We start from the raw sequence: 21,726 nt of genomic DNA, 5'->3' as shown, positions 1-21,726 counted from the left end.
ATGTCAAAGTATTTCGAAAGACAACTGGAAGAACTGCACGTTCAGCTTATCACATTGGGAAGCTATTGTGAGAAAGCAATTTCATTCTCTGCAAAGGCAATCCAGAAGGTGCAGAATGAAGAGATTGCCCGTCAGGTTTTTGAAACGGACAGAGATATTGATGCCAAGGAAAGAGAGATTGAGAATCTGTGCCTGAGTCTTCTGCTTCATCAGCATCCGGTTGCAAGAGATTTAAGAGAGATATCTGCAGCATTGAAGATGGTTTCTGATATGGAACGTATTGGTGACCAGGCAGCAGATATTGCAGATCTGTCCCTGTATGTTGCAAAGAATATCACTGCGATTCCGGAGACTATCACACAGATGGCGGAGGACACTGTGCGTATGGTAACTGAGAGTGTGGATGCTTTTGTAAAGAGTGATCTGGAGCTGTGTAGAAATGTCATTGACAGAGATGATGTGGTGGACGATGCGTTTAACGAGATCAAAGAGAAGCTTGCAGATATGATCTACGGAGGAAATCTGGATGCCAAGACAGGGCTGGATCTTCTTATGACTGCAAAGTACTTTGAACGTATTGGCGATCATGCAGTGAATATTGCTGAATGGGTAGAATATTCCATCACAGGACAGCACAGAAATAATGAGCATCAGGATTATCTGAATAATTAATTGAACAGAGAAAGTTTCTGATTTTGAATATAATTATTTGGGAGCAGGGCTTTTTATATCCGCAGGCGGGAACCGTTTGCGGATATTTGAGTTATTATTTATCTCAGTCGGAGGCTGATTTCTGACTGAGATAAACGCTTCGCGAGGATGAGCAGCAAATCTAAGAGCAGTGATATCTGCCTGAGGTATTAAATAAAAAGGGGAAGTGAAGAGAAGTGACAAAAAAAATCTTTAAATCTATAATGTTTGTATGTGCATTGGTTCTGGCTGTGGGGCTGGCTGCTGTAATGGGAATCCTTTACAGCAATTTTGACGGACAGATGCGGAAAGAGCTGTCTAAGGAAGCTGCTTATCTGGCATATGGTGTGGAGCAGCAGGGATTGGATTATCTTAAAAATATTAAGGATAAAAGTGCAAGAATTACTTATATTGATCAGGACGGAACGGTACTGTTTGATAATGAAGCAGATGTTTCTGAGATGAAAAATCACAGTGACAGAACTGAGTTTCAGAAGGCAGAGAAATATGGTGCAGGAGAATCTTCGAGATATTCGGACACACTTTCTGAGAAAACCATTTATTATGCACTGCGTCTGAAAGATGGTACGGTACTGAGAGTTTCCGGTACGCAGGATTCGGTACTGGCACTGGTTGAAAATCTTATATTTCCTTTATGCGGGCTTTTATGTCTGATGTTGATTTTATCAGGAATTATGGCATCTGTGATATCGAAACGAATTGTGAAACCAATCAATGAGCTGGATCTTGAAAGTCCGGAAGAAAATCAGATTTATGAAGAACTTTCTCCTCTTTTAAGTAAGATACATAGGCAGAACCGGGAAATTCAGAATCAACTGGAACTGGCGAAACAGCAGCAGGAAGAGTTCTCTCTTATCACAGAGAATATGCAGGAAGGGTTGATCGTGATTGATAAATATACTATGATCCTTTCTGCAAATTCCAGTGCATGGAATCTGTTTCATATGGACAGGGTGTGTCAGGGAGAAAGTGTTTATTGTCTGGATCGTGAGGAAGAATTCAGACATGCCATTGAGCAGGTGCTTAGTGGAGAACATACGGAACTGGTACTGAAATTAAATGGAAGTGATATTCAGTTGATCGCTAATCCTGTTATACGGGATAAGAAAACCGAAGGTGCGGTAGTGTTGCTTGTCAATGTAACGGAAAAGCTTGAGAGAGAGAGTCTGCGAAGAGAATTTTCCGCAAATGTCTCTCATGAGCTGAAGACACCGCTGACTTCTATTTCAGGATTTGCGGAGATTATGCAGGGTGGTCTGGTGAAGAATGAGGATATTCCAAAGTTTGCGGGGCGTATCTATAAAGAATCTCAGAGACTGCTTCAGCTTGTGGAGGATGTGATCCAGATTTCACAGCTTGATGAGGAGAAGACGCCTTATGTATGGGAGCCGGTGGATGTTTATCAGGTTTGTAAGAGTGCGTTTGACAGTCTGAAGGAGAAAGCATATAAGATGAATGTGCATCTTTATATCTGTGGAGAGTCGATGAAGATGGAGGCAATCAGGACTCTTCTGGAGGAGGCTGTTTATAATGTTTGTGATAATGCGATTAAGTATAACAGGAATGATGGTAGTGTGAGTATCTTTCTGGAGCAGACGGCACAGGAGGTGCAGATTGTGGTTAAGGATACGGGGATTGGAATTCCGAGGGAAGATCAGGATCGGGTGTTTGAGAGATTCTACCGGGTGGATAAGAGTCATTCTAAGGAGATTGGGGGCACTGGATTGGGGCTTTCGATTGTGAAGCATGCGGTTAGTACTTTGGATGGTAGTGTTGGACTTGGAAGTGAGGTGGGGAGTGGAACCGAAATCTGTATGAAGTTTCCGAAGGTGCATAGAGAATAATTGGATATTACTAGTGTGCTGCTTCGCGCTGGGAACTGGTTGTGGTGGTTTTTTTGAATAGAGGATGTTACTTGCTTTAAGGGTGGTTGGTAACATTCTTTTTTAGTTGGTGGGTTATTTTCCTGTAAATATTTGGTATTTCCAATGGGAGGGTTTTCTGATAAGATGGGAAATGGAAAATATTTTGAAAGGTCATTGGGAATGCCATTGCAGTGGTTGAGGTTGCACAAGGGGGTGTGATGGCTTTTGTGGAGAAAGGAAATAGATGTTATGAATAGTTATAAGCTGGATTTGGAGAAGTATGCTGTTTTGGCCAGGGAGGCTGTGGCTGAGGGGTGTGTGTTGCTGGAGAATGAGGGACAGGCGCTTCCGTTGAGAGATGGGGAGAGGGTTGCTGTTTTTGGACGTATGGCGTTTCATTATTATAAGAGTGGGCTTGGCTCTGGTGGTTTGGTGAATACGAGGTATGTCGTGGGGATTCTGGATGCTTTGAAGGAGTGTAAAGGGGTTCATCTGGATGAGAAGCTGATGGGGATTTATGAGGATTGGATTATGGAGAATCCTTATGATGAAGGTCAGGGTTGGGGGCGTGTGCCTTGGTGTCAGAAGGAGATGGATGTGACAGAGGAGATGCTTGACTGTGCGCGCAGGGATGATGTTTCTTTGGTTGTTATTGGCAGAACTGCGGGTGAGGATCAGGATAATAATGCGAAGGCTGGCAGTTATTGTCTGACGGAGACGGAGGAGGATATGATCCGTCGTGTCTGTGAGGTGAGTAAGCGTACGGTTGTTGTGCTTAATGTTGGTAATATTATTGATATGAGCTGGGTGCAGAAGTATCATCCGCAGGCTGTTCTGTATGTATGGCAGGGTGGCCAGGAAGGTGGAAATGGTGTTGCTGATGTGCTGACTGGTAAGGCTTGTGCGTGTGGTAAGCTGACGGATACGATTGCTGCTGATATTAAGGATTATCCATCTACTGAGAATTTCGGGGATCCGTTTAAAAATTATTATAAGGAAGATATTTATGTCGGATATCGTTATTTTGAGACGTTTGCGAAGGATAAGGTGCTTTATCCGTTTGGGTATGGGCTGTCTTATACGACTTTTGAGACGAGAGCGGAGATTCTTAAGAATACCGGGGATGAGATTACGGTGTCTGCGACGGTTTCTAATACCGGTGAGGTAAGGGGGAAAGAGGTTGTTCAGGTTTATGTGAAGGTTCCGCAGGGGAAACTGGGAAATCCGGCCAGGAAGCTGATTGGGTTTGCGAAGACGAAGGATCTGGCACCTGGAGAGCAGGAAGAGATTTGTATTGTTATTCCGAAGTATGATATGGCTTCTTATGATGACAGCGGTGTGACAGGGCATAAGTCTTGTTATGTTCTGGAAGAGGGATGTTATGAGATTTTTGTCGGCAGTGATGTGAGAAGTGCGGTGTCTGTCGGATGTTATGAGGAAGAGTTCCGGGTGATTGAGGAGCTTGAGGAGGCTTATGCGCCGGTTGAGAAGTTTCAGAGGATGAAGGCTGTTTTATTGCCGGATGGGACTTATCAGGCGGTGACTGAGGATGTGCCGGTCCGTACGATTGATCCTCAGGAGCGTAGGGCGAATGAGATGCCGGAAACTTATGTCTATACAGGCGATAAGGGATATAAGCTGGTGGATGTGCTGGATAAGAAGGTTTCCATGGAGGAGTTTGTTGCGCAGATTAGTGAGGAGGATCTGATCGCGATGTTCCGGGGTGAGGGTATGTGTAGCCCGAAGGTTACTGCGGGAACGGCGGCTGCTTTTGGCGGAGTGACAGATGGCCTGACTGCGCTTGGAATTCCGGTTGGATGTTGTTCGGATGGTCCGTCCGGTATTCGTATGGATTGTGGTACGAAGGCGTTTTCACTGCCGAATGGAACTTCTCTTGGCTGTACTTTTAATGTGGAGCTTGTGGGTGCATTGTATGAGATGACGGGTAAGGAACTCCGCCTGAATAAGATTGATTCTCTTCTTGGACCGGGTATGAATATTCACAGAAATCCATTGAACGGACGTAATTTTGAGTATATTTCTGAGGATCCGATTCTTACAGGCAGGATTTGTGCAGCTCAGGTGAAGGCTATGGCGAAGTCTGGAATCGGAAGTACGATCAAGCATTTCTGTGGTAATAATCAGGAGGTTGGAAGAAGTACTTCGGACTCTGTGATCTCTGAGAGAGCTTTGCGTGAGATTTATCTGAAAGGTTTTGAGATTGCGGTAAAAGAGGGCGGTGCGCGTTCTGTGATGACGACTTATGGAAGCGTGAACGGGCTCTGGACTGCAGGTAGCTATGATCTGTGTACAACCATTCTGAGAAAAGAGTGGGGATTTCAGGGTATTGTCATGACTGACTGGTGGGCGAAGTCCAATTATGAGGGTCATCAGGCAGAGGTAACTGCGAAAGCTCCTATGGTAGCTGCCCAGAATGATATTTATATGGTAGTGAGTGATGCGAAGTCCAATCCGGAGAATGACGATCTGGAGGAAATGCTTCATGCAGGAAAAATTACTGTGGGAGAATTGCAGAGGAATGCTGCCAATATCCTGGGATTTCTGTTAAAAAGTCCTTCTGTTTTATTGTTGACAGACAGAATATGTAAAGAAGAACTGGAGGCTATGAATACAAAGGAAGAGGACGATGTGGATGCCGGAAGTCTGGTAAGTATTGAAAGTGATTCGGTGACACAGAAAATTGTAATTGACGGTGCATTATTACATCCTGCAAAGGGAAAGGCAGATGTGATTGCTGTGACTAACGAGTTCATGGGTGATTTCACAATGAAGTTTACTTTGAAATCTGATCTTGGTGAGCTGGCTCAGCTTCCAGTTTCTGTATTTTTGGATAATATTCATAAGATGACTGTTTCAGTACAGGGGACCAATGGAAAATGGGTAGAAGAAAGCCGCATCCTGAATATGGGATTTGGTCATAATCACTATATCAAATTTTATTATGGTGCGGATAACCTCGAAATTGAGAAAATTGTGCTGACTCCAAATAGGTAAGACCAATTCGCGGAAAGCTTGAAAAATAAAATCCTTTATGGCATAATATGAAAATACTCAAAAACCCGTTGAAAATTATAAGTGTGATGAGGAAAAGATAATATGTCTGGTTTTACAAAGGAAATAATTGCGAGGACTTTTACAGAATTACTTGAAGAGAAATCCATGGCTAAGATAACGGTCAAGGATATTGTGGAGCGATGCGGAGTAAACAGGAATACTTTTTATTATCATTTCCGGGATATTCCGGATGTCGTTGAGTTTATTCTGAAGAAGAAGTGGGATGAGATTCTGGAAGCACCACAGGAGAAAACGTCAATCCTGGAGTGTATGGAGGAGATGGCTTCTTTGATCAGGGATAATCGGAAGCTGATGCTGAACGTTTATAAATCAGTAAAAAGAGATACATTTCTTGTTTATATGAACGAGATTGCTACCTATATTATTACGGAATATTTTGAGAAGAATCTGGATAAATTTGATTTGAACAGAGATGAGATCAGTATTCTTATCAAATATTACAAATGTCTGTTTATAGGAATTCTGATGGAGTGGCTGAATAATGCGCTGGAGGATGATCTGGGAGTTGAAATGCGCCAGGCAGTTGAGCTGATGAACCGTCATCCAGAGCTGACTTTGATTCTTAATAAAACAAGTTAATATTTTGGTCAATTTTGGAACTATAAATACTGTAATTAATCAAATCCATCAGAGCGTGAAGTCCTGCGTCAGATATCTTTGCCGTGCGTCATGAACAGGAGCTTTGGATGAGCATTAATTATTGTGTTTGTCATTATGTCTCGAAATTGAAAAAATATTCTGCAAGATTTATATTATACAAAATCAAGCTCATGTCTGATTTTTGGACATGGGCTTTTTTTTGTCTATTTATTGTTAAAAATATCACAGTTATAATAACAGCCAGAAAGAGGGAAAAACAAAGAGGCTGAGATGAACATTCAGCCTGATAATTCAGGAAGGAGGAGAGGTAGGATGAATGCAATGAAACAGTTAAAATTAGCGAAGAACGGATATATTCTCATGTCTGTCCTGTTTATGATTCTGGGTATCTGTCTGATTATATGGCCAGATTGTTCGATGGCAGTATTTTGTACGGCAGTAGGAATTATGTTTATCGCATATGGCGTTATAAAGATGATGGGATATTTTTCTAAAGATTTTTACTGTCTGGCATTTCAGTTTGATCTTGCCTTTGGTGTACTGTTGGCAGCAGTTGGTGTCATTATTATTATACGCAGGGATGTAGTAGTGAATCTGATATTTGGAATATTTGGAATCCTGATACTTGCGGATGCGCTGTTTAAGATTCAGATATCTATAGATGCAAAGAAGTTTGGACTGAGTCTCTGGTGGAGAATTTTGCTGGTGGCAATTCTTACGGGAGTTTTGGGATTACTGCTTCTGGTGAGACCGTTTGAGGCAGCAGAGGTAATGATGGTTCTGGTAGGAGTTGCGCTTTTATTTGAAGGTATTCTGAATCTGTGTGTGGCAATCTACACTGTAAAAATTATTAAAAATCAGAAGCAGGATATCATAGATATGGATGAGTATTGAATAAGATAGAGAGACAGATACGTACGTTGTTGAAAGCAAAAAAAATCTTATTGGTAGTCAGAAATAAAAATTATGCTGGTACAGCGTAAATAAAAAATGTCCAATATGGCAGGAATTATTATACGAAGCACCGGTGTTGAGATATATTACATTACAACAAGGAGGAGTAACCACATGAAGTTAATGGACAAAGCAAAACAGGCTGCACTTGTAGCAGCAGTTAAAACAGGTCTGGGTTATCTGGAGAAGGATCCAGAAGTAAATATACCGAAGTTGATGGAACTTGTAGATAAAGTAGTACCGGATGGCTGGTATGAGGCACAGAGAAATGCGATCCGTAATGCAATCCATGACAAAAACAGCAACTGGTATAAACTGATTCTCAGAATTTATGATCTGGATCCGGGTGTACGTGAGGCGTTCTTTACAAACTTTATTATCAATGCCAGCTTAAAGGGAAGTGCATTACAGGAGGAAACGGCGGAGGCAAACAACTGTAATGTTCCGTGGGCTATTTTGCTTGACCCTACAAGTGCCTGTAATCTGCACTGCACAGGATGCTGGGCAGCTGAATATGGTCACAAGCTGAATCTTGATTTTGATACCATCTGTTCTATCGTAGAGCAGGGAAGAAAACTCGGAACTTATATGTACATATATACAGGTGGAGAACCTCTGGTTCGTAAGAAAGACCTAATCCGTATCTGTGAGAAATATCCGGATTGTGAGTTCCTTTCCTTTACAAATGGTACTCTGATCGATGAAGAGTTCTGTCAGGAAATGCTTCGTGTGAAGAACTTCGTACCGGCAATCAGTCTGGAAGGTTCTGAGGAAGCAAATGATGGTCGTCGTGGAGATGGTGTATATCAGAAGGTTATGCATGCGATGGAACTTCTGAAATCACATAAACTTCCGTTTGGTGTATCTACTTGCTATACTTCTGCAAACGTAGACAGTGTAAGCAGTGAGGAATATTTTGACCATATGATTGACTGTGGCGCTCTGTTCGTATGGTTCTTCCATTACATGCCGACAGGTAATGATGCAGTGGTAGAGTTAATGCCGAATCCGCAGCAGCGTGAAAAGATGTATCACAAGATCAGAGAGTATCGTTCTACAAAGGCAATCTTCAGCATGGATTTCCAGAATGATGCACAGTATGTTGGCGGATGTATTGCAGGAGGAAGACGTTACCTTCATATCAATGCGAATGGTGATGTAGACCCATGTGTGTTTATCCATTATTCTAATGCAAATATTTATGAAAATACTCTGCTGGAAGCATTGAAGAGCCCGATTTTCATGGCATATCATGATGGTCAGCCATTTAATGAAAATATGCTTCGTCCATGCCCGATGCTTGAGAATCCTCAGAAGCTTCGTAAGATGGTTGAAGAATCCGGTGCGAAGTCTACAGATTTGCAGTCTCCGGAGTCTGTGGAGCATCTTTGTGCGAAGTGTGATGCTTATGCAGAGCATTGGAAACCGAAGGCGGAGGAATTATTTCATACCAAATAGAAGGGTATGATGTAAACTTATTTATTAAAAAATGTTAACCTGAAATATAACTATATAGCTGTAGAAAAGCCTCTTGTCTGGTCACCCCCTGTCTGGACAAGAGGCTTTTTGTGCCTTTTTTTCGGAAGGGGACGCGCGAAGCAGCATCTCTCTGTGGGAAAAGTGGCGGTGGGGTGTATTGGTGAAAAATAACTTGCCTGATGGGGCAACATGTATTAAAGTTATATCATTATCATATTTTAGTGAATTAGATGGGCGCGTGAGTTTTGAGGAGGAGTTTGATTAGATGTTAAAGACGTTTTTGGTAGAGGATGAGGTTGTGATCAGGGAGATGATTAAGAAGATGATTCACTGGGAGCAGTATGGGTTTGAGCTTGCGGGGGAGGCTTCGGATGGGGAGATGGCGTTGCCTTTGATTTTGAAGAGTAAGCCGGATCTTTTGATTACGGATATTAAGATGCCGTTTATGGACGGGCTGACGCTTTGTAAGTTGGTGAAGAAGGAGCTGCCGAATATTAAGATTGTGATTCTTAGAGGGTATGATGATTTTAATTATGCGAAGCAGGCGATTAGTATCGGGGTTGAGGATTATCTTTTGAAGCCGATTACGAAGAATGCGTTTATTGAGCGTCTGCAGGAGATTCATGACCGTTATGAGCATGAGAAGACGCAGATGGAGTATTATGAGAAGTTTCGTCTGGAGATGCAGGAGTATGAAAGGAATGCGAGCAGGGATTTTTTTGAATCGCTGGTGAGGGCGGATTCGGATCTGGAGGAGGTTTATCAGAGGGCGGATCGTCTGAATCTGGATATTGTGGCGGAGGCTTATAATATTTTGATTTTCAGCCCGGATATTTCTGACAGCAGCAGTAATTTGTCGGAGGGGTATTCGGATTGGGAGGCAGAGGTTCATAAGAAGATTGAGAATTATTTTCTGAGTCATCCGGTGGCTATGCTTTTCAGGCATCAGGTGTTTAGTTATGCGATTCTTGTCAAGGGGCAGAGGGATAGTATTGAGGCTAATACCAGAGAGTGTGTGGAAGCTGTTCAGAGGATTATGGAAGAGAGCAGTAAGAATGTGGACTGGTTTATTGCCGTAGGGGAAGAGGCAGATCGTCTGAGTAAGATTAAGCAGAGTTATCATACTGCGACGAGGGCGTATGCGTTTCGTTATCTTTATGATGATCATATTCTTTATTATAGTATGCTTGAACAAGTGCGGGAAAATTCTGCGGATTCGTCGAAGACGGAGGCGGTTCAGTTGAAGAGTGTGAATGTCAATGCGTTGAATCCGGAGATTTTGCAGAAGTTTTTGAGCAGTGGTCTGGAGGAGGAAGTGTGCAGTTTTGCGCATGATTATTTCCATGCGATCGGACAGGAACCTATGGAGTCTTTGGTGTTCCGTAATTATGTGGCTTTGAATATTCGTTTTTCGGTGCTGTCGTTTTTGAAAAAGATGGGGTATGACGATACGGAGTTATCCAGGGAAGAGACGGATGATATTGTGGAGAAGACCAGTCAGTCTACGGAGGCGTCTATTGCTTATGCGGAGGATATTCTTAAGAGGGCAATTGCGATTCGGGATGAGAATGCCGGTAATCAGAATCGGAATGTTTTGAAGCAGGCGGTGGATTTTATTGACGGACATTATATGGATGAGGAGATTTCTCTGAATAAGGTTGCGCATGTGGCGAATGTCAGTGCGAATCATTTCAGTGCGTTGTTCAGCCAGAATATGGGGCAGACTTTTATTGAGTATCTGACTTCTCTGCGTATGAGTAAGGCGAAGGAATTGCTTCGCTGCACGGCGAAACGTTCGAGCGAGATTGCGGGAGAAGTAGGATATAAGGATGCGCATTATTTCAGTTATCTTTTTAAGAAGACGCAGAAGATGACTCCGAGTGAATATCGTAAAACGAGAGGGGAAGTCTGATTCATGAGGCAAAAGCAGGAAAAGCTGGAAACTAAGATGAAGTGTATGCTTCTGAGCACTATGATCCCTATGGCAATCCTGATCATAGTGCTTCTTCTTTTTTTCTGGCATTATACAAATGAATATAATCAATTATCCAATAATCTGGCAGTCAGTGCGGAATATAATGCGAATTATAAGAATTCCAATAATGATATGAGTTTTAAAGATGAGGTAGATATGGATATCTACTATGTGACGATTGGACGAAAGGGAAAAGACGGGCTTCCGATAGAGCAGGTTAAGAGAGCAATCGATACCGTAGAAAAGCTGAAAAAAACTACAAAGAAAGAAGAGAGTTTATGTTCTCTTAAATATCTGACGAATTATCTGAAAAATCTTCAGAAGCGGATGAATCAGCTTCTTGATATCAAGGATTATCAGCAGCGACAGGAATTTATGGCGAATAATACGGAAATTCTGACGACGCTTTTTGAGAAAGAGATGCAGAATTATATTTATCAGGAAGCAACTCAGCTGGTGCAGGTGGAGTTACAGCTTGCGGGAAATGTCCGGCTGACGCTTTTGACGATGTGTGCAGTAATTTTTGTTACGACTTGTATTCTGCTGCGGCGTTCTTTCCGGCTGACTTATAGTATTACCAAGCCGATTTCTGAGATTCTTTATAATATTAAGAAGGTAGGAAAGGGGGAATATAAGACAATTAATACCGTACCAGCCGATTATGTCGAGATTCAGGAACTGGATGCAGGTACCAGAAAGATGGCGGGAAGAATCGAGGGGCTTCTGGAAAATGTGCGCAAGGAGCAGGATGCGCAGCATCTGACAGAACTGCAGCTGCTTCAGGCGCAGGTGAATCCGCATTTCTTATATAATACGCTGGATACGATTGTGTGGCTGGTAGAGGGGGGAATGCAGCAGGATGCGGTGGATATGATCACAAGTCTGTCTGTTTTTTTTCGGACTTCTCTTTCTAAGGGAAATGATATTATTCCGTTGTCTGAGGAAGAGCGTCATACATTGAGTTATCTGGAGATTCAACAATCCAGATATAGGGATATTATGGAGTTTGAGATTAATATTCCGCCGGAACTGGATGGTGTTATGATACCGAAGCTTACTTTGCAGCCTCTTGCGGAGAATGCGCTTTATCATGGAATTAAGAATAAGCGTGGAAAAGGTAAGATTCTTATCGAGGGATTTGACCTGGATGAGGATAATATGATGCTCAGGGTTACAGATAATGGACAGGGAATGACGCCGGAGCGTCTTCATGAAGTACAGGAGGCAATCCGCACTGGTGAGAGAGCGGGATTTGGACTTGCTGCGGTTTCGGAGAGAATCAAGCTTTATTATGGACCTGGTTATGGACTGAAGATTTCCTCGACAGAAGGCGAGGGGACAGTGATGGAAGTGTATATGGCGAAGAAGATTAACCTTAATAAGTGAGATAATGTTGAGTTATGCAATATGAATATAAAATCGGGTAAAACAATCAATTCTGTATTTAGAATGCCAATAAAAAATCCAACTTCCGCAATAAAAAAACAAACTTTGTATAAATTATGAACAAAATATGATAGAAGAATAAACTTTTTGCAGAAAATATTCTATGGAATTTTCCTGGATTTTTACTATAATAAAGACATCTTAAATGAATCGGGAGGATTTACAAAATGAAGAAAAAAATCGTGTCAGCTTTATTAACAGCAACAATGGTATGCGGTATGAGCGTTGTTCCGGCAGTGGGTGTAGCAGCAGCGGACGACACAATCACAGTTGGTTTCTCACAGGTAGGTGCTGAATCTGACTGGCGTACAGCTAATACAGAATCCATGAAATCCACATTCAGCGAAGAGAACGGATATGAATTAATCTTCGACGATGCACAGCAGAAACAGGAAAACCAGTTAACAGCAATCCGTAACTTCATCCAGCAGGAAGTTGATTACATTCTTTTAGCTCCTGTAACAGAGACAGGTTGGGATACAGTTCTTCAGGAAGCTAAAGATGCTGATATTCCTGTAATCATCGTAGACCGTATGGTTGATGTATCTGATGACAGCTTATATACAACATGGATCGGAACTGACTCCTTACTCGAAGGAAGAAAAGCAGCTGAATGGCTGAATGCATACACAACAGCTAAGGGAATCGATGCAAAAGATGTTAACATCGTTGATATCCAGGGTACAATCGGATCTACAGCTCAGATTGGACGTTCCAAAGGTCTTGAAGAAGGTGTTGACAACTATGGATGGAACTTACTTGCTCAGCAGTCCGGTGAATTCACACAGGCTAAAGGACAGGAAGTTATGGAGTCCATGCTGAAACAGTATGACAATATTAACGTTGTATACTGCGAGAACGATAACGAAGCATTCGGTGCTATTGATGCTATCGAAGCAGCTGGTAAAACAGTAGGATCTGATATCGCAAACGGTGAAATCATGGTTATTTCTTTTGATACAACAAATGCAGGCTTAACAGACACATTAGCCGGCAAGATTACATGCGATGTTGAGTGTAACCCATTACACGGACCACGTGCAGAAGAACTGATCAAAGCTCTTGAAGCTGGTGAGGAAGTTCAGAAACTTAACTATGTAGACGAAGAAATCTTCGCAGCTGATGACACAGTAGATAAAGTTACAGCTGTAAACAGCCTTGACGAAGAGGGCGAATATGCAGTTACACCTATCACACAGGAAATTATTGACGGACGTGCATACTAATTTTTGACAACAAATAATAGAAGTGTAATAGAAGGAATATAAATAATCCGGAGCGTGGTTCATAATTCGGAGAAACCCGGATTTATGAATCACGCTCTCTTTATGCCGAAATGATTTACAGATACCCGCTTTGCTGAAGCTTTTCAGTGAATGAGGGGTAAACCAGTATAGAAAGCAGGTGGAAAGAATATGGAACAAAATGTAGTATTGGAAATGCATGATATAAGCAAAAACTTTACAGGAGTCCGTGCCCTTTCCCATGTGGACTTTACCCTTCGAAAAGGTGAAATCCACGCACTGATGGGGGAGAATGGTGCAGGTAAATCAACACTGATCAAGGTGTTGACCGGTGTACATGAATTTGAAAGTGGAACGATTCATATGGCTGGAAACAGTAATGCCATTATTAACCACTCACCTCAGGAAGCGCAGGCAAATGGTATCAGTACAGTATATCAGGAGGTAAACCTTTGTCCCAACCTGACTGTAGCTGAGAACCTTTTTATTGGCAGAGAACCGAGAAAGATGGGAATGATTGATTGGAAGCAGATGAATGAGCGCTCAGGAAAACTTCTTGAGAGCCTGGACATTCATGTGCCGCCAACACAGATGCTGGAGGAATGTTCCATTGCGATTCAGCAGATGATTGCAATTGCCCGTGCAGTGGACATGAAGTGCCAGGTACTGATTCTCGATGAACCGACATCTTCACTGGATGATGATGAAGTTGAAAAGCTGTTTGTACTTATGAGAAGACTTCGTGACGAAGGTGTAGGTATTATCTTTGTTACGCATTTCCTTGAGCAGGTATATGCAGTCTGCGACAGGATTACAGTTCTTCGTAATGGTGAACTTGTTGGGGAATATGAGACGAAAGATCTTCCGAGAGTAATGCTGGTTGCCAAGATGATGGGTAAGGATTTTGATGATCTTGCAGATATTAAAGGCGATCATAAAGACAAGAGAATCACAGATGCAGAACCTGTAATCGAAGCAAAAGGATTATCTCATAAGGGAACGATCAAACCGTTTGATATTACCATCAATAAAGGTGAGGTTATTGGTCTTACCGGACTTCTGGGTTCCGGACGTTCTGAATTGGTTCGTGCAATTTATGGGGCGGATAAAGCTGATACAGGAACTTTAAAAGTAAAGGGAAAAGAAGTAAAGATCAATACTCCGCTGGATGCCATGAAACTTGGTATGGCATATCTTCCGGAAGACAGAAAGGCAGAAGGTATTATTGCAGATCTTTCTGTAAGAGAAAATATTATTATAGCGCTCCAGGCTAAACGCGGTATGTTCCATCCATTAAGCAAGAAAGAAATGGAGGATGCTGCTGATAAGTATATTAAATTACTGCAGATTAAGACAGCAAGTCGTGAAACCCCGATTAAGAGTCTGTCCGGTGGTAACCAGCAGAAGGTTATCCTTGGAAGATGGCTTCTGACTAATCCGGATTATCTGATTCTGGATGAGCCGACCAGAGGTATTGATATCGGTACTAAGACAGAGATTCAGAAACTGGTTCTTGATCTTGCGGATCAGGGAATGGCAGTTACATTTATCTCCTCAGAGGTTGAGGAAATGCTCCGCACCTGCTCCCGTATGGCAGTTCTTCGTGATGGCCAGAAGGTAGGGGAGCTGGAAGAGGATGAACTTTCCCAGAGCGGAGTTATGAAAGCTATTGCCGGAGGTGACGATAAATAATGAATAAGAGTAAATTAAAGAAAATAACAAGTGCACGTCTGTTTCTTCCTATTGTGTGTCTGATCGCAGTACTTTTGCTGAATGTGATCAGAACACCGGATTTCTTTAATGTATCAATCCGAAACGGTGTACTCTATGGTTACATTGTTGATGTTATTAACCGTGCTTCAGAGTTGGTTATCCTTGCAATCGGTATGACACTGGTAACAGCAGCTTCCGGTGGACAGGATATCAGTGTTGGTGCGATTATGGCAGTTGCAGCGGCTGTCTGCTGTCAGATTCTTTCCGGCGGACAGGTTTCTGTAAATGATTACCAGAATCCTGTGATCCTGGCTGTTATCGCAGCACTTCTTGCATCTGCATTATGTGGTGCATTTAATGGATTTCTGGTTTCCAAGCTGAATATTCAGCCAATGGTTGCAACTCTGATCCTTTATACAGCCGGACGTGGTATTGCACAGCTTGTAACAAATGGACAGATTACTTATATTCGTGTGGATTCTTTCAAGATGGCAGGTGGTTACATTGGAAAGTGTCCAATCCCAACTCCTATTTTCTTTGCAATCATCACAGTTTTAATTGTTTATCTGATTCTGAAGAAAACAGCACTTGGTCTTTACATTGAAAGTGTTGGTATTAATGGAAAGGCAGCCCGCCTTGTTGGATTAAATTCCACAATGATCAAATTCCTCACTTATGTCATTTGCGGTGTGCTGGCTGGTATTGCCGGAATTGTGGCATCCAGCCGTATCTACTCTGCAGATGCAAACAACATTGGTCTTAATCTGGAAATGGATGCCATCCTTGCAGTTGCGCTTGGCGGAAACTTCCTTGGTGGTGGTAAATTCAGCCTGATCGGTTCCGTAATCGGTGCCTACACTATTCAGGCTCTGACCACAACACTCTATGCGATGAACGTAAAAGCAGATCAGCTTCCTGTTTATAAGGCAATCGTAGTTGTTATCATCGTTACACTGCAGAGTGATGTATTTAAGAAATATATTGCCAACTTAAAGGCTAAAAGAAGTGTGGCAGCAGAAGGAGGTCAGAAGTAATGAAAGCAAATGTACAGAAAAAGAAAATAACGGGAAATGGCTTCCTGCTTCTGATCACAATCGCATTATTTGTAGTAATGTATGTTGCAGGTATGATTGTTTTTGCTGATAAAGGTTTTGCAAAACCTCAGATGTTTCTGAACCTGTTTGTATCTAATGCGGGTCTTCTGGTTATTGCGTGTGGTCTTACAATCGTTATGATCACCGGTGGTATTGATATTTCCGTAGGTTCTGTTACTGCACTTGTATGTATGGTTCTTGCAGACCTTATGGAGAACAAAGGTGTGAACGCATATGCAGCAGTTTTAGTTGCACTGCTTATTGGTGTTGCTTTTGGTATTGTTCAGGGATTCCTGGTAGCTTATCTGGATATCCAGCCATTCATCGTTACTCTGGCAGGTATGTTCTTCGGACGTGGTCTGACAGCTATCATCAGTACTGATATGATTTCTATCAAGAATGAGTTATTCCTGAAATGGGCAAATTACCGTTTCTATATGCCTTTTGGTTCAACCAGTAAGAAGGGTAAATTTATTCCGGCTTATATTCCGCCGACAGTTGTGATTGCTCTGATTGTTGTAATTCTGATCGCGGTTCTTCTGAAATATCGTAAGTTTGGACGTAAGCTTTATGCGATCGGCGGTAGCCGTCAGAGTGCATTAATGATGGGTCTGAATGTTAAGAAAACTATTTTTAATGCTTATGTTCTGGATGGTTTTCTTGCAGGCCTTGGTGGCTTCCTGTTCTGTTTGAACAGTTGTGCAGGTTTCGTTGAGCAGGCAAAGGGTCTTGAGATGGATGCAATTTCATCAGCGGTTATTGGTGGTACGCTTCTTTCAGGTGGTGTTGGTACTCCAATCGGTACTCTGTTTGGTGTTCTGATTAAGGGTACAATTTCCAGTTTGATTACTACTCAGGGTACTTTGTCAAGTTGGTGGGTAAGAATTATTCTTTCTGTACTGCTTTGCTTCTTTATTGTTATTCAGTCTGTGATTGCTTCTATGAAGAAGAAAAGTAAATAAGGTGTGATTATGCAAGCTGGGACTCGTGGAGAGTTCTGGCTTGTTTTTTGCTATAGCAGGAGGGACGCGCGAAGCAGTATCTCTCTGTGGGTTCAGTTCCGGGGGCTAAGTAACTCTAAGATTTGGAAAATCCGCTAAAAGCATGAAGAAAAATGCAAAACTCGCTCCGTTGCAAACTTTGCTCAGATACGTTGCTATTTTTCTTCATAACGCGGATTCCCCAAACCTAATAAGAGTTACTAAGCCCCCGAAATCGCACCTGAACTATAATATTTTCTGCGCGTCCCATTTAACCGAATCAAGTAAGTCCCCTGCTTCAATTGCGAGAAGCAATAAGCAGTGGGTGGGACTTGCTTGTATCAGGAGGGGTACAAGCCCCTCCTGATAAACTGCGGAGCAGTTATTCGGTTATGAGCAAGTAGCGAAAGCGGATTGCGAATATCCGATTGACCTATAACATTCACACTCCCAAAACATTAAATATTCCTAAATACGTTTTTGTTAATGGTAGTGCTTTAGCTGTTTATAACTGCGAATTATGATGGTTTGCTTGATATTGGGGGGATTTTACTCTATACTTTAGGCAGTAGAAATATATGGATAGAAAAATGTTGCGGAATGTATGACTGGCAATGTCAGGAGTGGTTTTATTACTTTATTAATTGCTGATTATGTAGTACAATCGTAACTTATTATGCGTTTATTTAGGAGGATAAAATAGAAGATGTGGATTGCAGATGGATGGAAAGAATATGAGGTAATTGATACTTCCTGTGGGGAGAAGCTGGAACGTTGGGGGGATTATCTTCTGGTGAGACCGGATCCGCAGGTTATTTGGGATACACCTAAGGTGAATAAGGGCTGGAAACATATGAATGGTCATTATCACAGAAGTAAGAAAGGCGGCGGTGAATGGGAGTTTTTTGATCTGCCAGAGCAGTGGGATATTCATTATAAGGATCTTACCTTTCATTTAAAGCCGTTTAGTTTTAAACATACAGGTCTTTTCCCGGAGCAGGCTACAAACTGGGATTGGTTTGGAGATAAGATTCGTAATGCGGGACGTCCGGTGAAGGTGCTGAATCTTTTTGCTTACACTGGCGGTGCGACTTTGGCGGCGGCAGCTGCGGGAGCTTCTGTTACTCATGTAGATGCTTCTAAGGGTATGGTTACCTGGGCAAAGGAGAATGCGGTGGCTTCCGGTTTAGGGGATGCGCCGATCCGCTGGCTGGTGGATGACTGCGTGAAGTTTGTGGAGCGTGAGATCCGCAGAGGAAATCATTATGATGCGATTATTATGGATCCGCCTTCTTATGGCCGTGGACCGAAAGGGGAAATCTGGAAGATTGAGGATTGTATTCATGATCTGATTAAGCTTTGTACGAAGATTCTCAGTGATGATCCATTATTTTTCCTGATCAATTCTTATACAACCGGGCTGGCACCGGCGGTTCTGACTTATATGCTTTCTACGGAGCTTAAGAAGTTTGATGGTCGTGTGGATTCTCAGGAAATCGGGCTGCCGGTAAGTTCTAACGGACTGGTTCTGCCATGTGGTGCTTCCGGCAGATGGGAAGCAAAATAAACAAAATAAGAATAGTGTGAGATGTAAAAGATGAAAGAATTTAATTTAAAACACGAGGCTAAGCGTTACGGCTGCGCGGTTCTGGCAGCTACGATCATGGCTTTGAATATTAAAACGTTTGTACGCGCAGGCGGTCTTTTTCCGGGAGGGTTTACAGGGCTTACACTGTTGATCCAGAATATTTTTCAGACATTTATGGGGATTGCGATTCCATATACACTTATTAATGTGTTACTGAACTCGATTCCGGTATTTATTGGTCTGAAGTTTATTGGAAAGAAGTTTACAATCAGTTCCTGCTGTGTGATCGTGCTGTCAGGTCTGCTTACGGATATTATTCCGAGTCAGCCAATCACTTATGATACGTTGCTTATCAGTATTTTTGGTGGTCTGATCAATGGTTTTTGTATCAGCCTTTGTCTGATCGGTAATACAAGTACCGGCGGAACGGATTTTATTGCAATCTATTTCTCTGAGAAGAGTGGCAGGGATATCTGGAATTATATTTTATGTGGAAATGCGGTGATACTGACGGCTGCAGGTCTGTTGTTTGGATGGGACAGGGCGCTGTATTCTATTATTTTCCAGTTTACCTCTACGCAGGTGATTCAGATGCTGCACCAGAGATATAAGAAGCATACCTTGTTTATTATTACAAAGGAACCTTACCAGATTTATGAGGAGATCTTTAAGCTTACGAATCATACGGCGACGCGCTTCGAGGGAACCGGATGTTATACGGATGAAAAGACCAGTATGATTTATTCTGTTGTGTCTACGGAAGAAGCGAAGTTTTTGGTAAAGAAGGTACATGAGATCGATCCGAAAGCCTTTGTAAATATCATCAAAACCGACTACATAAACGGAAGATTTTACCAGAAAACAGATTATTAATTACTTGTATTCTCCTTTTGCTAAAGTATAATGAAAGTACAAGAATTGTTGTTCATACGCCTGATACATGACAGGGATATTTGATATAGGATTTTTTGCTCTGAGGGGTGAATTGCCTGTGTTATTTTCTGAAGCTGTTATAGGTGGAGTGGGCAGCAATGTATAAGGAGGGTGATATTTATGAGCAATGCAACCGAAAGCACGCTTCCTCTCAACAGTAAAACAGGTTATGACCGTAAAGCCTGTAAGACGTGCGCCTGTTCCACCTGCTATGAACAGGAATTCTGCGACCGATGCAGTTCCTGCCAGAATCTGTCCCGGAAACTGGACCGGTGCAATGCCTATGAGGGAGCATATAACTATTAACCCTGAACCAAAAGCCGCTGTTTGATGCAGCGGCTTTCGTGTTATTATTTTACAAGATATTTTAGAAAATCCTGGGACGCATAAGTTTTAATTTGTATGGATTCCTGGAATTTACAGATTTGCCATTTGAATCTGATATAATTATATTGCTGTTGTTAATTTACAACATGAACATTTGAAGGAGAGATAAGGAATATCTTGCAGAAAGTGAAATTATATATGAAGAGAAAAATAATCTTAAAAAAATTTATTATATTTTTGATGTTAATTCTATTTGTGACAGCAGGCAGCACCATATATACAGTCTCTGTACATGCGGCAACTTATGTCAAACAGCAAAGTACTTCTGCCAGCATCACATCGAAGAAAACCGGCTGGCAGAAGATCAATGGAGCCTATTATTTTTATAATTCAAAAGGCAGAATGATATGTGGATCCTTTAAGTACAAAGGATATTATTACTACTGCACAGCCAATGGCAAACGTTTCACCGGATGGATGAAACGCTCCGGAAATAAATACTATTATAACCGCAAAAACGGCGCAATGTTCCGCAATCGCTGGGCGACAGGAGATAAATATACTTACTATTTCGATAATTCCGGTATTGCTATCGCCGGTAAGTGGTTTGCCCAAAATGGAAAGAAATACTATTTTCTCAGCAATTCAACCATGGCAAAAGGCTGGCAGAAAATAGGCGGATATTATTACTATTTCAGCAAAAAAACAGGAGTGCTTGCGACAAATACCTGGGTTGGCAACTATTATGTCAACAGCAAAGGCCAGCGCGTGAAAGCCTCAGACTCCAAACCAACAGTCAGCCAGAGCGGAAACACCTATACATACAAAAGCAGCACCTTAAATATTAAACTCTCCTGCAAATCTGTTCATGGAATATCATACTGGGTAGCGCGCATAAAAACAGCCAACGCCAAACAGCTGAAATCCGCCCTTTCAAACGGAACCTACGGCGGCCAGCGTCAGACTACTTCAAACGCAGTATCTTCCAACGGAGGAGTAATTGGTGTAAATGGCAGCGCCTTTGACTACGGCACAGGAAAACCATCTCCGTTAGGCATGTGCATCAAAAACGGAATCATTTACGGCGACTACATGACCAGTTACTCCGTCATGGCAGTCAAAAACGATGGAACCATCTACACCCCTGCACAAGGCTTGATGGGCAAAGACCTCCTCGCCGCCGGAGTAAAAGACACCTACAACTTTGGTCCTGTCCTGATCCAGAACGGGGAAGCACAGCTCCCATGGGCAGAAACAGAGAAATACTATCCCCGCACAGCAGTAGGAATGGTAAAACCAAACGAATACGTCCTCCTTGTAACAGACACCGGAACCTACAATGGTTTAAACCACTGGGATATGGTAAACATATTCAAATCCTATGGCTGCACTTATGCCTACAACCTGGACGGTGGCGGCTCCGCAACCTTATACTTCAATGGTAAAGTAATGAATAAACTGATCGGAAACACCCAGCGCCCATGCGCTGACTTCCTCTACTTCACCCGATAACTTTTATCCTGGTAATCTTTTTCCAGATAATAATCACGCCTGCTTGCACACGCCGCCAGCGCCCAGCACACCAAAACCAGCAGGGCAGCCCCAATAGCCAGCAACGCAAGCAGGACAACAATAAACACACGAATCAACAAAGACATAAAGAACCTCCTTTCAGATAAGAGTATCAAAAACGAAAAACAGATCTTGTTTATAAGATATGA

At 42.3% G+C, this 21,726-nt stretch carries 17 protein-coding genes; 16 read left to right on the top strand and 1 reads right to left on the bottom strand.

Annotation, left to right across the window (positions count from 1 at the left end):
- From phoU to ACTNC0_RS03320, 16 genes are all read left to right on the top strand, one after another.
- A complete protein-coding gene (phoU, locus tag ACTNC0_RS03395; RefSeq protein ID WP_441086359.1) occupies nt 1-672 on the top strand; it encodes a phosphate signaling complex protein PhoU in 672 nt (223 codons plus the stop codon).
- 215 nt (nt 673-887) lie between these two features.
- Nucleotides 888-2,555: an ATP-binding protein gene (locus tag ACTNC0_RS03390; RefSeq protein WP_441086358.1), complete on the top strand. Its 1,668-nt coding sequence runs from the start codon at nt 888-890 to the stop codon at nt 2,553-2,555.
- A gap of 270 nt (nt 2,556-2,825) precedes the next feature.
- Nucleotides 2,826-5,591, top strand: a complete 2,766-nt coding sequence (locus ACTNC0_RS03385) for a glycoside hydrolase family 3 C-terminal domain-containing protein (protein WP_441086357.1) — start codon at nt 2,826-2,828, stop codon at nt 5,589-5,591.
- Nucleotides 5,592-5,693: 102 nt separating this feature from the next.
- Nucleotides 5,694-6,251, top strand: a complete 558-nt coding sequence (locus ACTNC0_RS03380) for a TetR/AcrR family transcriptional regulator (protein WP_441086356.1) — start codon at nt 5,694-5,696, stop codon at nt 6,249-6,251.
- A gap of 333 nt (nt 6,252-6,584) precedes the next feature.
- On the top strand, nt 6,585-7,166 hold the full coding sequence (locus ACTNC0_RS03375; protein ID WP_441086355.1) for an HdeD family acid-resistance protein: 582 nt from the start codon (nt 6,585-6,587) through the stop codon (nt 7,164-7,166).
- A gap of 174 nt (nt 7,167-7,340) precedes the next feature.
- Nucleotides 7,341-8,684: a radical SAM protein gene (locus ACTNC0_RS03370; protein ID WP_441086354.1), complete on the top strand. Its 1,344-nt coding sequence runs from the start codon at nt 7,341-7,343 to the stop codon at nt 8,682-8,684.
- A gap of 286 nt (nt 8,685-8,970) precedes the next feature.
- Nucleotides 8,971-10,617 (top strand): response regulator, encoded by a 1,647-nt coding sequence (locus ACTNC0_RS03365; protein WP_441086353.1) that lies wholly within the window; start codon nt 8,971-8,973, stop codon nt 10,615-10,617.
- A 3-nt stretch (nt 10,618-10,620) separates the two neighbouring features.
- Nucleotides 10,621-12,066: a sensor histidine kinase gene (locus ACTNC0_RS03360; RefSeq protein WP_441086352.1), complete on the top strand. Its 1,446-nt coding sequence runs from the start codon at nt 10,621-10,623 to the stop codon at nt 12,064-12,066.
- Between the two features lie 227 nt (nt 12,067-12,293).
- Nucleotides 12,294-13,352: an ABC transporter substrate-binding protein gene (locus ACTNC0_RS03355; RefSeq protein WP_288547585.1), complete on the top strand. Its 1,059-nt coding sequence runs from the start codon at nt 12,294-12,296 to the stop codon at nt 13,350-13,352.
- A 189-nt stretch (nt 13,353-13,541) separates the two neighbouring features.
- Nucleotides 13,542-15,062, top strand: a complete 1,521-nt coding sequence (locus ACTNC0_RS03350) for a sugar ABC transporter ATP-binding protein (protein ID WP_025577764.1) — start codon at nt 13,542-13,544, stop codon at nt 15,060-15,062.
- Nucleotides 15,062-16,117, top strand: a complete 1,056-nt coding sequence (locus ACTNC0_RS03345) for an ABC transporter permease (protein ID WP_441086351.1) — start codon at nt 15,062-15,064, stop codon at nt 16,115-16,117. The genes ACTNC0_RS03350 and ACTNC0_RS03345 overlap by 1 nt, the downstream gene beginning before the upstream one ends.
- Complete coding sequence (locus ACTNC0_RS03340; protein ID WP_441086350.1) at nt 16,117-17,139, top strand: ABC transporter permease subunit; 1,023 nt, start codon at nt 16,117-16,119, stop codon at nt 17,137-17,139. Before ACTNC0_RS03345 ends, ACTNC0_RS03340 begins: the two co-directional genes overlap by 1 nt.
- 724 nt (nt 17,140-17,863) lie before the next feature.
- The gene (locus tag ACTNC0_RS03335) at nt 17,864-18,724 is read left to right on the top strand and encodes a class I SAM-dependent methyltransferase (RefSeq protein ID WP_117674884.1); all 861 of its coding nucleotides are present in this window, start codon (nt 17,864-17,866) and stop codon (nt 18,722-18,724) included.
- A gap of 30 nt (nt 18,725-18,754) precedes the next feature.
- Nucleotides 18,755-19,618, top strand: a complete 864-nt coding sequence (locus tag ACTNC0_RS03330) for a YitT family protein (RefSeq protein ID WP_441086349.1) — start codon at nt 18,755-18,757, stop codon at nt 19,616-19,618.
- A gap of 180 nt (nt 19,619-19,798) precedes the next feature.
- A complete protein-coding gene (locus ACTNC0_RS03325; RefSeq protein ID WP_117674882.1) occupies nt 19,799-19,984 on the top strand; it encodes a hypothetical protein in 186 nt (61 codons plus the stop codon).
- A 219-nt stretch (nt 19,985-20,203) separates the two neighbouring features.
- A complete protein-coding gene (locus tag ACTNC0_RS03320; protein WP_441086348.1) occupies nt 20,204-21,517 on the top strand; it encodes a phosphodiester glycosidase family protein in 1,314 nt (437 codons plus the stop codon).
- Here ACTNC0_RS03320 and ACTNC0_RS03315 read toward each other — a convergent pair.
- On the bottom strand, nt 21,502-21,663 hold the full coding sequence (locus ACTNC0_RS03315; protein ID WP_178761628.1) for a hypothetical protein: 162 nt from the start codon (nt 21,661-21,663) through the stop codon (nt 21,502-21,504). The two genes, ACTNC0_RS03320 and ACTNC0_RS03315, sit on opposite strands and share 16 nt — an antisense overlap.
- Between the last annotated feature and the right edge of the window lie 63 nt (nt 21,664-21,726).

Source organism: Blautia sp. HCP3S3_B11, from assembly GCF_052064435.1.
GTDB lineage: Bacteria > Bacillota > Clostridia > Lachnospirales > Lachnospiraceae > Blautia_A.
The sequence above is the reverse complement of the archived record's forward strand: the minus strand, read 5'-3'. Positions and strand labels throughout refer to the sequence as shown.

Coding starts and splice junctions, on each gene's coding strand:
- ACTNC0_RS03375 (WP_441086355.1), top strand. CDS start 6,585: ATGAATGCAATGAAACAGTTAAAATTAGCGAAGAACGGATATATTCTC.
- ACTNC0_RS03350 (WP_025577764.1), top strand. CDS start 13,542: ATGGAACAAAATGTAGTATTGGAAATGCATGATATAAGCAAAAACTTT.
- ACTNC0_RS03320 (WP_441086348.1), top strand. CDS start 20,204: ATGAAGAGAAAAATAATCTTAAAAAAATTTATTATATTTTTGATGTTA.
- ACTNC0_RS03385 (WP_441086357.1), top strand. CDS start 2,826: ATGAATAGTTATAAGCTGGATTTGGAGAAGTATGCTGTTTTGGCCAGG.
- ACTNC0_RS03355 (WP_288547585.1), top strand. CDS start 12,294: ATGAAGAAAAAAATCGTGTCAGCTTTATTAACAGCAACAATGGTATGC.
- ACTNC0_RS03340 (WP_441086350.1), top strand. CDS start 16,117: ATGAAAGCAAATGTACAGAAAAAGAAAATAACGGGAAATGGCTTCCTG.
- ACTNC0_RS03315 (WP_178761628.1), bottom strand. CDS start 21,663: ATGTCTTTGTTGATTCGTGTGTTTATTGTTGTCCTGCTTGCGTTGCTG.
- ACTNC0_RS03380 (WP_441086356.1), top strand. CDS start 5,694: ATGTCTGGTTTTACAAAGGAAATAATTGCGAGGACTTTTACAGAATTA.
- ACTNC0_RS03325 (WP_117674882.1), top strand. CDS start 19,799: ATGAGCAATGCAACCGAAAGCACGCTTCCTCTCAACAGTAAAACAGGT.
- ACTNC0_RS03330 (WP_441086349.1), top strand. CDS start 18,755: ATGAAAGAATTTAATTTAAAACACGAGGCTAAGCGTTACGGCTGCGCG.
- ACTNC0_RS03370 (WP_441086354.1), top strand. CDS start 7,341: ATGAAGTTAATGGACAAAGCAAAACAGGCTGCACTTGTAGCAGCAGTT.
- phoU (WP_441086359.1), top strand. CDS start 1: ATGTCAAAGTATTTCGAAAGACAACTGGAAGAACTGCACGTTCAGCTT.
- ACTNC0_RS03335 (WP_117674884.1), top strand. CDS start 17,864: ATGTGGATTGCAGATGGATGGAAAGAATATGAGGTAATTGATACTTCC.
- ACTNC0_RS03360 (WP_441086352.1), top strand. CDS start 10,621: ATGAGGCAAAAGCAGGAAAAGCTGGAAACTAAGATGAAGTGTATGCTT.
- ACTNC0_RS03365 (WP_441086353.1), top strand. CDS start 8,971: ATGTTAAAGACGTTTTTGGTAGAGGATGAGGTTGTGATCAGGGAGATG.
- ACTNC0_RS03345 (WP_441086351.1), top strand. CDS start 15,062: ATGAATAAGAGTAAATTAAAGAAAATAACAAGTGCACGTCTGTTTCTT.